The organism is Micromonospora sp. NPDC047707 (genome assembly GCF_040704235.1).
GTDB lineage: Bacteria > Actinomycetota > Actinomycetes > Mycobacteriales > Micromonosporaceae > Micromonospora.
The window spans coordinates 67,445-78,000 of record NZ_JBEYSU010000018.1 but is presented as its reverse complement, the minus strand read 5'-3'; the positions used below and the strand labels follow the sequence as shown (position 1 = coordinate 78,000).

General features: G+C 74.2%; 8 protein-coding genes and 2 pseudogenes. 5 read left to right on the top strand and 5 right to left on the bottom strand.

Annotation, left to right across the window (positions count from 1 at the left end):
* Window positions 1–258 precede the first annotated feature (258 nt).
* A pseudogene (locus tag AB0873_RS20115) lies at window positions 259–1,437 on the top strand (Gfo/Idh/MocA family oxidoreductase); the annotation flags it as partial.
* On the opposite strand, the gene AB0873_RS20110 reads toward AB0873_RS20115, so the two are convergent.
* Both AB0873_RS20110 and AB0873_RS20105 read right to left on the bottom strand, forming a co-directional pair.
* Window positions 1,374–2,696 carry an MFS transporter gene (locus AB0873_RS20110; protein WP_366601259.1) on the bottom strand — a complete coding sequence of 441 codons (1,323 nt, stop codon included), beginning with the start codon at window positions 2,694–2,696 and terminating at the stop codon, window positions 1,374–1,376. The pseudogene AB0873_RS20115 and the gene AB0873_RS20110 sit on opposite strands and share 64 nt — an antisense overlap.
* Before the next feature lie 79 nt (window positions 2,697–2,775).
* Window positions 2,776–3,258 carry a hypothetical protein gene (locus AB0873_RS20105; RefSeq protein WP_366601218.1) on the bottom strand — a complete coding sequence of 161 codons (483 nt, stop codon included), beginning with the start codon at window positions 3,256–3,258 and terminating at the stop codon, window positions 2,776–2,778.
* A 192-nt stretch (window positions 3,259–3,450) separates the two neighbouring features.
* Between AB0873_RS20105 and AB0873_RS20100 the strand changes: the two genes are divergently transcribed.
* Window positions 3,451–5,313 carry an adenylyl cyclase gene (locus tag AB0873_RS20100; protein ID WP_366601217.1) on the top strand — a complete coding sequence of 621 codons (1,863 nt, stop codon included), beginning with the start codon at window positions 3,451–3,453 and terminating at the stop codon, window positions 5,311–5,313.
* A 293-nt stretch (window positions 5,314–5,606) separates the two neighbouring features.
* Here AB0873_RS20100 and AB0873_RS20095 read toward each other — a convergent pair.
* Window positions 5,607–6,089, bottom strand: a pseudogene (locus tag AB0873_RS20095) (hypothetical protein); the annotation flags it as partial.
* 93 nt (window positions 6,090–6,182) lie between these two features.
* Between AB0873_RS20095 and AB0873_RS20090 the strand changes: the two are divergent.
* Together AB0873_RS20090 and AB0873_RS20085 are read left to right on the top strand one after the other, a co-directional pair.
* Window positions 6,183–6,680 carry a hypothetical protein gene (locus AB0873_RS20090; RefSeq protein WP_366601215.1) on the top strand — a complete coding sequence of 166 codons (498 nt, stop codon included), beginning with the start codon at window positions 6,183–6,185 and terminating at the stop codon, window positions 6,678–6,680.
* Window positions 6,599–7,618, top strand: coding sequence for a nitroreductase family protein (locus AB0873_RS20085; RefSeq protein ID WP_366601213.1), 1,020 nt, complete (start codon window positions 6,599–6,601; stop codon window positions 7,616–7,618). The genes AB0873_RS20090 and AB0873_RS20085 overlap by 82 nt, the downstream gene beginning before the upstream one ends.
* Window positions 7,619–7,628: 10 nt before the next feature.
* Here AB0873_RS20085 and AB0873_RS20080 read toward each other — a convergent pair whose 3' ends face one another.
* Window positions 7,629–8,750, bottom strand: coding sequence for a DUF3103 family protein (locus tag AB0873_RS20080; protein WP_366601211.1), 1,122 nt, complete (start codon window positions 8,748–8,750; stop codon window positions 7,629–7,631).
* Between the two features lie 162 nt (window positions 8,751–8,912).
* Between AB0873_RS20080 and AB0873_RS20075 the strand changes: the two genes are divergently transcribed.
* Window positions 8,913–9,800 (top strand): helix-turn-helix domain-containing GNAT family N-acetyltransferase, encoded by an 888-nt coding sequence (locus tag AB0873_RS20075; RefSeq protein WP_366601209.1) that lies wholly within the window; start codon window positions 8,913–8,915, stop codon window positions 9,798–9,800.
* Window positions 9,801–9,817: 17 nt separating this feature from the next.
* On the opposite strand, the gene AB0873_RS20070 is transcribed toward AB0873_RS20075, so the two are convergent.
* Entirely contained in the window at window positions 9,818–10,213 is a 396-nt protein-coding gene (locus tag AB0873_RS20070; protein ID WP_155333022.1) for a hypothetical protein, read from the bottom strand.
* Between the last annotated feature and the right edge of the window lie 343 nt (window positions 10,214–10,556).

The window sequence follows — 10,556 nt, the reverse complement described above, 5'->3', positions numbered from 1 at the left end:
GACGGGATATCGCGATCAATCGCCCGCTGTGACAGTCATGCCAGAAAGGCGAATGGGAGGCGACGGCACCGGAAATCAATTCCCCACCACCCTGTCCGGCAATTATCTTGCAATTCTCCCGACCATCGGCTGCGACCACGGCACCGGGATGTCGACCGGGACGCGTGGGCGCCCCAGCCGGCCGAACGCGACCCGGCCCCCGCCCCCGACGCGGCGGTGACAGGCCGTCCCGAGCCGACCGCGGAAACCGCATCTCCGATGGGGAAGGTGGAAGCGCTGACCAAATACCGGGAACGGCCACAGGCGATCTTCGTACGGTCCCGGAAACAGCACCCATGGTGGTACGGGCCCCCGCCGGTGGACCGGCGAACGCCGGAGCCCGCGGATGGCGACCCGGGCCGCCGCGTAGATTCGGTACGACCGGGGTGTACGGGGAACGGGGACGGCATGGCGGACAGGACACCCCTGCGGGTGGGGCTGCTGGGGTACGGGGCGGCCGGCCGGGTGTTCCACGCCCCGCTGATCGCCGCGACCCCCGGGTTGCGCCTGCACGCCGTGGTGACCCGCGATCCGCAGCGTCGTGAGCAGGTCCGCCTCGACCACCCGGACGCGCGGCTCGTCGCCGATCCCGACCTGCTGTGGCGGCAGGCGGACGCGCTGGACCTGGTGGTGGTGGCGACGCCGAACCGCCTGCACGTCCCGATGGCCCGGCGGGCGGTGGCCGCCGGGCTGCCCGTGGTCGTCGACAAGCCGCTCGCCGCGACCGCGGCCGAGGGCCGCGACCTGCTGGCGGAGGCGCGGCGGCGGGGCGTACCGGTGACGGTGTTCCACAACCGCCGGTGGGACGGCGACTTCCTGACCGCCCGGCGACTGGTGACCGCGGGCGAACTCGGCGCGGTCACCCGGTTCGAGTCCCGCTTCGAACGCTGGCGCCCGGCGATCAAGCCGGGGTGGCGGGAGATCGGCACCGCCGACGAGGCGGGGGGCGTCCTCTACGACCTCGGCGCCCACCTGATCGACCAGGCGGTGCAGCTGTTCGGCCCGGTCGGCAGCGTGTACGCGGAGGTGGACCGCCGCCGGCCCGGCGCGGAGGTCGACGACGACGCGTTCGTGGCGCTCACCCACACCGGGGGCGTCCGCTCGCACCTGTGGATGAGCGCGCTCGCCGCGCAGCTGGGACCGCGCCTGCGGATCCTCGGCGACCGTGCCGCGTACACCACGTGGGGCCTGGACGTGCAGGAGGCCGCGCTGCGCGACGGCGGCCGACCCGGCACGGCCGGGTGGGGCACGGTGCCGCCGGAGCGGTACGGACAGCTCGGCGTCGACGGCGAGCTGCGCCCGGTGCCGACGGAACCCGGCCGCTACCAGAGCTTCTACGCCGAGGTGGCGGCGTCACTGCGCGGCGGCACGCCGATGCCGGTCGACCCGCGCGACGCGGTCGGGACCGTCGAGCTGATCGAGCTGGCGCACCGGTCCGCCGCGGAGGGCACGGTGCTGAGCGTCCCGTCCTGACCCGTCGGCGGCCCGGATCGGGCGGCGGGACGCCGGCGCGGTGACCGGCGGGCGACGACCGCGGCGGCGGCGAGGCACAGCGCGGCGGCCAGGACGAACGGCGGACGGGCGCCGGGCGCCACGGCGGCCGAGCCGAGCGGGGTGGCCAGCGCGACCGGCCCGAACATCGCGGTGGTGGCCGTGCCGGCGACCCGGCCGAGCTGCGCCGCCGGAGCGTGGAGCTGGACGGCGGTGACGGCCGTGACGAGGGCCCAGGGCAGGGCGAGCCCGGCGAGGAGCGACGCCGCGACGGCCACCGGCCACCACGGCAGGCACCGGGCCAGGCAGACGACGGCGAAGAGGACCGTCCCGGCGACGGCGACCGTGACCGGCCCGAGCCGGTTCACGAGGCGCCCGGCGACCAGTCCGGCGGCGATCGATCCGGCACCCTGGGCGCTGAGCAGCACTCCGAGGAAGGTCGGCGGTAGCCCCATGTCGATGGTGACGACCTGGTAGAACGCCGCGGTGGTGAACCCCGACGTCCCGATGGCGACGGCGGCCAGGCCGACGCTGCGGCGGATCACCGGCTCCTGGCGGATCACGGCGAGCCCGGCCCGGAGGTCCCTGCGGCGGTCCGGCGGCGCGGCCGGCCGCGGGCGGGTCAGCCGTACGGCGGTGTAGAGGACGGCGGCGAGGACCGGCAGGGCAGCGCTGACCGCGGCGACGACGTGACCGCCCCGCCACGTGTAGAGCCCGGCGCCGACCAACGGGGCGACCAGCTTGACGCCCTCCTGGGCGCTGGTCCGCCAGCCGTTGACGTCGCCGAGATGCTCGGCGGAGAGCGCCTCGGGCAGGAGCGCCGACTCGCCGGCGTCGATCAGCACGTAGCTGATCCCGTACGCCAGGGAGACGGCGAAGATCAGCCAGGTGCCGCCCGCGTCCCGCACCGCGAGCAGACTGAGCAGCGTCACCGCGAGCAGCAGGTGCACGGCGACCAGGGTGGGCCGCCGGGGCAGCCGGTCGACGACGCCGCCCAGCCACGGGCCGGCGAGCACCGGGGCGAACACGCAGACGCCGACCAGCGCGGCGAGACCGCCCGACCCGGTCAGGTCGAGGATCCAGATGCCGGCGACCAGCGACATGGTGGTGCTCCCGAAGCCGGACAGCAGGGAGATGGCCACGAAGAGCACGGCGTTGCGACGCATCGACACCCCCGACAGTTGAGCCGCGACAGCTCCGATCCTCGAAGCTTGAGTCGAGGTGCCGCAAGAGCCGGTGCCCCTGTCAATGATCTGTTGACGTTGCCGCTCCGATCGCCGCCGCCACCGCCCGCGCCCGGGCGGGCACCCGGTCCGGGCCGGCGGCGGCCACGTCGGCGACGACGTGCCGGGCCAGCGAGTGCAGCGGGCCCGGTGGGGCGTCCAGGGCCGCCGCGACGGTCCGCCGCACCAGCGCGGCGCGGGGAAAGCGCTCGTCCCACCGGCGGTCCGCCGCGATCCACCGGTCAAGTTCGGCCATGGCGGCGCGGAGGGCGGCCATCTGCGGACCGTAGGGCCGGTCGGCGGCGGCCCGGTGGGCCCGAGCGGCCGCCGTGAGGCGCTGGCGCCGCTGCTCGGCTGCCTGGCGGCTGGCCAGCCCCAGCGCGGCGGCGATCTGCGCCCAGGTCGCGCCGGCCTGGCGGGCCCGGTCGATGAGGGTCAGCTCCTGCTCGTCCAGTCGGGTACGGGCCGCGGTCACCTCCGCGAGCTGATCCAGCTCGGATGTCATGCGTCAACAGTACGTTGACAGAATCGGCGCGGCCTGCCGAGTCCGTCCGGTCAGGACGTCGCCGGTGGCTCTTCCACCCGGCCCGTTCACGCGGTAGAAACATTCCCATCCCTCGTCACCGCCGACGACCATCGCGCCCCACTCAGAGAGCGCTCTCCCACCGCCATCGACGCCTCCCGAGAGGACGACCGCATGACCATCCACGGCACACGACGGCGCGGGCGCCGGGCCCTGGTGCTCGGCCTCGTGCTGGCGACCGCCGTCACGACCACCGGCCCGGCCGCCACCGCCGGTCCTCCGCGACCGCCGGACTTCGGGCCCAACGTGACGATCTTCGGACCGGACACCCCGCTCGGCGAGATCCAGGCCACCATGGACGCCCGGCACGCCGCGCAGGTCGACGCCGAGATGGGCACCGCCCGGCACGCGTACCTGTTCCTGCCCGGCAGCTACGGCACCGCCGAGCAGCCGTTGCAGGTGAAGGTCGGCTACTACACCGAGGTCTCCGGCCTCGGCGCCTCCCCCACCGACGTCCGGGTCAACGGCAAGATCGAGGTCTACAACCGCTGCCTCGCCGACGGCGGAACCGGCAACTGCATCGCCCTGGTCAACTTCTGGCGCACGCTGTCCAACCTCTCCCTCGCGATCAACGCCGCCGGCCAGGACGGCTGCCGCTCCTCGGCGAACTTCTGGGCCGTCTCCCAGGCCGTGTCGATGCGCCGCCTCGACGTCAGCGGCGGCACGCTGTCGCTGATGGACTACTGCACCGCCGGCCCCCAGTACGCCAGCGGCGGTTTCATCGCCGACTCCCGGCTGCCCGCCGTCACCAACGGGTCACAGCAGCAGTGGCTCACCCGCAACAGCGAGATCGGCGGCTGGTCCAACGCGGTGTGGAACCAGGTCTTCGCCGGCGTCGTCGGCGCCCCGGACGACGCGGGCTTCCCCGCCCCGCCGTACACGACGCTCGACACCACGCCGCTCAGCCGGGAGAAGCCGTACCTGTTCGTCGACGACCAGGGCCGCTACCAGGTCCGCGTACCGGCCGCGCGCCGTGACACCCGCGGCATCTCCTGGGGTACGGGGCTGACCCCCGGCCGGACCATCCCGATCCGCGACTTCTTCATCGCCCGACCGGGCGACCCGGTGCACGTCATCAACCGGGAACTCGCCCGTGGCAAGCACCTGCTGCTCACCCCCGGCGGGTACGACATCGCCCGCAGCATCGAGGTCCGGCGGCCCGACACGGTCGTCCTCGGCCTGGGCCACGCCACGCTCACCGCCGTCAACGGCGCCGTCCCGCTCGACGTCGCCGGCGTCCCCGGCGTCGTGGTGGCCGGGGTCACGGTCGACGCCGGGCTTCGCGAGTCGCCGGTGCTGCTGCGGGTCGGCAGCCGGCACGGGCGCGACCACAGCACCCCGCACAACCCGATCACCCTGTCCGACGTGTACTTCCGGGTCGGCGGGCCGCACATCGGCCGGACACACACCGCGCTCGAGGTCAACAGCGATCACGTCCTCATCGACCACACCTGGGTGTGGCGTGGCGACCACGGCGTCGAGGGCTTCACCGAGGGCGTGAACGGCGACACCGACCGGTGGCGCACCAACACCGGCCGCTACGGGGCGATCGTCAACGGCGACCACGTGACGGCGACCGGCCTGTTCGTCGAGCACTTCCAGCGGTACAACACGGTGTGGAACGGCGAGCACGGGACGACGATCCTCTACCAGAACGAACTGCCGTACGACCCGCCGACGCAGGCCGACTGGATGAACGGCGACGTCGAGGGGTGGGCCGGCTACAAGGTCGGTGACCGGGTACGGCACCACACGCTGCACGGCGGCGGGGTGTACGTGTTCAACCAGAACAACCCGTCGATCCACACCGAGAACGGCTTCGAGGTGCCGGATCGGCCCGGCGTGCGGCTGCACCACATCATGACCGTGAACCTCAGCGCGGGCACGATCGACCACGTGGTCAACGGGGTCGGCGAGGCGGCCGACACCACCCGCGTCGGCGCGCCGGTCTACCTCAGCGGGTACCCGCTCCCGTAGATCGTGCGGCGCGGGCCGGAGCAGAGGTCTCTACTCCGGCCCGCGCCAGGCGTGCTCGTGGCAGCGCCCGGCGCACTTGTGGACACGCCGGCGTGCTTGTCAGTACGCCGCGCCCACAACTGCTGGCCGCCTGTGGAGCTGACTCGTTCACGACATCAGCCCGGAACCGGCCGGCCCGCCGGTCGCGCCGGCTACGGCATCGCCCGACGCGTCCAGCCGCTGATTCATTCACGACATCAGCTCCAAAGGCGATTCATCCGCACCGTGACGACTCGGTCGACGGCCGCACGCCGTCAGCGCGGCCGGGTGTACGCGAGCGCGACGGAACCCGGTCCGCCCGGCCACGTGCCGTTCACGGTGGCGCCCGCGCTCCCGGCGTCGACGCCGGGCCGGCGGACGACGGCCAGGTCGACGGTGTCGGTGACGATGACCGTCGGGTCGCCGTCCTCGACGCGGCGGACCGCGCCGACCGCCGGAACGTCGGCGCCCGGCCGTGCGGTGACGGTCATGAGCGGCGCACGGACCTCGCGGACGCCGTCGACCTCGAAGTACTCCTCGGCCTGGCCGGTGTCGCCCCGCAGGACGCTCGCCAACACGCCGGCGTGGACCGGGTCGCCGCACCCGTCGTACACCCAGCGCCGGCCGAGCACCGAGTGCTCGGTCGTGCCGACCAGCCACTCGTCGCCGCCGTCGAGCGGGGCCGCGCGGTAGGTCAGCGGCACCTGGAGGACCGGCCCGGAACCGGCCCGCACGAGCAGGGTCTCGACGCCCACCGCGCCGGCCGGGTCTCAGGTCCGCACGGTGCAGCAACGCCATGATCGGCATCGTAGCGGCCCGCGCCGCGGTCGGCGTGCTGGCAGGATGGCCGCGTGGATCTCGACTCGGGCGCCGGCCTGCTGCACCGGCTCACCTCGTACGTGCCGACCCGCGACTGGGACGTGCCCGCCGACGACCCACGGGTCCGCCAGGACCTCGTCCCGAACGACCCGGCGACGCTGCCGCCGCCGATGAAGACGTACGCCGGGGACCTGCCCGTCGTGGACCTGCCGCGGGACCTGCCGGACCCCGGCGTGGCGGCGACGGCCGTCCTCGCGGGTGCCGCGGCCCCCGCGCTGCCCCTCGACGCGGCGCAGCTCGGCCGGGTGCTGTTCCTCGGCGCCGGGGTGGTACGCACCGCCGAGCGCAACGGGCGCCCGGTCCTCTTCCGCGCCTCCGGTTCGGCCGGTGCCCGCTTCCCCTGGAGGTGTACGCGAGCACCCGCGGCGTCGCCGGGGTGCCCGACGGCGTGCACTGGTACGACGGCCGCCGGCACGCCCTCGTCCAGGTCGCGCCCGCCGCCACCGGGACGGCCACCACGCTCGTCGTGACCGGCGTGCCGTGGCGGACCGGCTGGCGGTACGCCGAGCGCGGCTGGCGGCACCTCTACTGGGACGCCGGCACCCTGTTGTCCCAGCTCTCGGCGGCCGCGGCGAGCGCCGGTCTCGGGCCGCGCCTGCGTTCGCTCTTTCCCGACGCGCAGGTACGCGAGCTGGTCGGCGCGGACGGTGTCCACGAGTACCCGCTCGCGCTGCTCTCCCTCGGCGAGGCTGATCCGGCCGTCGGCCCCACCGCGCCCGCGACGCCGGGTGACCTGCCCCCCGTCGAGCTGCCGCTCTGCACGGCCGCGCAGCGGGCCGGCGAGCGGGACGTGCTCGGCGACGCCTGGCCGACCGGGGACGCCCTGCCCGACGCCCCGGCGTCGGCCACCCTGGACGAGGTCGTCCGGCGGCGCGGCTCGCAGCGCCGGATGGACCGGTCGGGGACGCTGCCCCGCCCCGCCCTGGAGTGGTCGATGCGCGCCGCCCTGCGCGGCGTGGCCGTGCCGCACTGGGTCGCCGTGCACGGCGTCGACGGGGTGGCGTCCGGCCTCTACCGGTGGCCGGACCTGTCGACGCCGCTGCGCACCGGCGACCTTCGCAACGAGGTCCTCCGGGTCTGCCTCGACCAGGCGCTCGCGGCCGACGCCGCGTACGTCGTCGTCGCCGCCACCCGGGCGTCCGGTCTGGACGACCGCTCCTACCGCGACGCGCAGCTCGCCGCCGGGCTCGTCGAGGGCCGGCTCCACCTCGCCGCGTACGCCCTGGGCGCCGGCGCCTCCGGCATGACCTTCAACGACTCGGAGGTGCCGGGCCTGCTCGGCGAACCCGACGACCTGGCCGCCCTGCTCTTCACGTGCGTGGGCGTGCCCGAGTACGTGTCCCGCCCGGGCGGCCGACCGGGCGCACCGGTGACGGTCCGCCCGGTCATGCCCCGCCTGGGCGCCTGACGCCGATCCCCTACAACGGCTGCACCCAGTACGGCGCGACGTCCATCCAGCCGTTGGCTGCCGCACCGTGCAGCCGGCCGGAGCTGCCGGTGCTGAGGGTGTACCAGGAGTCGACGTAGTCGGGGTCGTCGGTCCACCAGCTCGCCGGCATCGCGTCGATGATCGCGTTGACCAGCGGCGTGTAGACGCCCTGGTCGACGATGGTCAGCAGGGCGGTGATCAGCGCCTTGGCCAGGTCGCGGTAGTTGGTGTCGCCGTCGTCCTCCCACATCACCACGTCGGCCAGGTTGTACTTGTAGCCGTTGAAGTGGACCAGCAACTGGTTCGGGTGGTAGACCGTGCCGTCGTTGTCGAGGTAGGGCATCTCCACGATGCTGGCCGTGGCCTTGCCGTCGAGCCCGAAGCCGGTGACGACCGTGAAGATCTCGGCGCCGCCCTTGATCCACGGTTCCTTGTCGTCACCGAGCCGGACCGCGTTGACCTTGGTGGCCCAGTACCCGGCCTGCGTTCTCGCCGCGGGCCGGGCAGCCGTCAGGTTCCGGGCCGCCAACTCCTGCCGCACCTGCGCCAGGCCCCGTTCCATCGCCCTCGCCACGTCGACCTCGACGACCAGCACGGGACGGGCGGGCAGCCGGACCGGATCCAGGACGACCTGTCCCCCGGCGGGGTCGTGGCCGGTCACCGCGGTCGTCGCGTCGTCGGTCGGCGCCGCCGCCACCAGCGGTACCTCGGCCCGGGTCAACGCCGCCGCCATGTTCTCGTGCCCGAGCCGGAGTCGCAGCACGGAGCCGCTCGTCGCCGGCAGGCCCTTCGCCGCCAGCACCGCCTGGTTGGCCGACCGGGCGGCACGCTCGGTCCGCGCGTCGAGGCGTACCGCCAGCAGGTCCACCGGGCCGGCGGTGACGGCCGGGACGAGCCGCCCGCGGGTGGCGGGGTCGGCGAGTGCGCCGGCCACCACGCTGGCGAGCCGGTCGGTGGCGGCGAGGACAGGACCGACGGTGGACGGCGCCGACGGGGCGCCCCGCCGTACGTCGTCGGGACCGGCCTGGGCCGGTGCCGCGGTGGCGGCGATCAGGGTGGTCGCCGCCAGACAGACCGACGACGCGGCGAGCCGGAAGGAGCGTGGCTTCATACGGACCCCTCTGCGGTGCGGCGCCGGCTCGTGACCGGCGCGGCCGGGTTTGCCAGATGATCGCCGTTCACATAGGAGTACGTCAATGCTGTTGGGCGCGCCGACACGGCGCGGGTCCGACCGGCTGGCGGACGGCGGGGGTGCCTGACTAAAGTCAGGCTTATGGAATCGGAGCTCGTTGCCGCGGTGCGGCGGTTCAACCGGACGGTCACCCAGCGGGTGGGCGCGCTCGACGACGAGTACATGGCCCGCGGCCGGCCCCTCGCGCAGGCGCGGCTGCTGTGGGAGATCGGCCCCGGCGGCGCCGAGGTCGCGGCGCTGCGGGCCCGGCTCGGCCTGGACTCGGGACACCTCAGCCGGCTCCTGCGCACCCTCGAGGGCGACGGGCTCGTCACGGTCGGCCCGGCCGACGGCGACGGACGGGTGCGGATGGCCGCCCTCACCGACGCCGGCCGGGCGGAGTGGACCGAGTTGGACAAGCGCTCCGACGACCTGGCCTGGTCCATCCTCCGACCGCTCAGTGAGCGCCGGCGCGGTCGGCTCGTCGCCGCGATGGCCGAGGTGGAACGACTGCTCGTCGGGTCGATGGTGGTCGTCGAGCCGTGCCCGCCCGGCGACCCGCGCGCCCGCGCCTGTGTGCGGGCGTACGCCCGGGACGTGGCGGGCCGGTTCGACGAGGGCTTCGACCCGGCGCTGAGCAGTCCCGTACGCGACGAGGAACTCGTTCCGCCCGCCGGCCTGTTCCTGCTCGCCACCCTCAACGCCGAACCCGTCGGCTGCGGCGCCGTCAAGCTCCACCCCGACGCACCCGCCGAGATCAAGCGGGTCTGGGTGGCCGACAGCGTACGCGGCCTCGGGATCGGGCGGCGGCTGCTCGACGAGCTGGAGCGCTACGCCGCCGACCGGGGCTGGACGGCGGTACGGCTGGACACCAACCGGAACCTGACCGAGGCGATCGCGATGTACCGCGCCGCCGGGTACCGGGAGATCGAGCCGTACAACGACGAGCGCTACGCCCACCACTGGTTCGAGAAGCGCCTGTCGCCGTGACGGCCCGTACCCCCCGGTCAGCTGACCCGGTTCAGGCCACGACGGCCGCTGCGGACGCGCTGGTTGTCGGCGCGGTGGTCCTCCACCGCCAGCATCCGGCCGGCCGCCTCCAGGCCGGTCAGCGCGGCACCGTAGGCGGTGACCTCCCGCTGGAAGTGCTCCACCTTGGAGTACCAGAACTTCAGCTCGGGGTTCATCGACTTGGCGTTGATGTAGTTGACGATGTCGGCCTCGGGTGTGATGCCCTGCCGCGCGTAGCAGCGGTCGAACCGGGCCTTGGTCCGCTCGTACTTCTCGGACATCGCGGTCAGTCCCGCCTCGGCCTCCAGCAGCCGGTCTCGCAGGTACCGGATGTACGTGCTGGGGACCGGTGACGCGGCGGGCGCCGGACGGGGCGCGGGGATCGGCGACACGGCGATCACCCGGCCCGACACGCGGCGGCCGACGCGCGGGCGGCCACCCATCGACGACCGGGTCCACTGTGGAACATCACGACCGGCCTCCTTCCTCCGGTTGATCAGGCCCCGAGGGCGGCGCGCGGGTCGCACCACCGGCGCCGGTCGGGGCGACGGTGCCCCCTCACTCGGGGTCCAGTGACGTCCTTCTACCCACTGGCGCGCCTGCCATACCCTCCTTCCCTCACCACGACCACGTTGCGTGCGGTACCGCACACGGTAGGCAGGCGACGACGGGAGCACCAGACGGTCGGCCGGGTGACATGTGACGGGAGGCCGACAGCGGCAAGGGTCAGCCGTC

Coding starts and splice junctions, on each gene's coding strand:
- AB0873_RS20110 (WP_366601259.1), bottom strand. CDS start 2,696: ATGCGTCGCAACGCCGTGCTCTTCGTGGCCATCTCCCTGCTGTCCGGC.
- AB0873_RS20105 (WP_366601218.1), bottom strand. CDS start 3,258: ATGACATCCGAGCTGGATCAGCTCGCGGAGGTGACCGCGGCCCGTACC.
- AB0873_RS20100 (WP_366601217.1), top strand. CDS start 3,451: ATGACCATCCACGGCACACGACGGCGCGGGCGCCGGGCCCTGGTGCTC.
- AB0873_RS20080 (WP_366601211.1), bottom strand. CDS start 8,750: ATGAAGCCACGCTCCTTCCGGCTCGCCGCGTCGTCGGTCTGTCTGGCG.
- AB0873_RS20075 (WP_366601209.1), top strand. CDS start 8,913: ATGGAATCGGAGCTCGTTGCCGCGGTGCGGCGGTTCAACCGGACGGTC.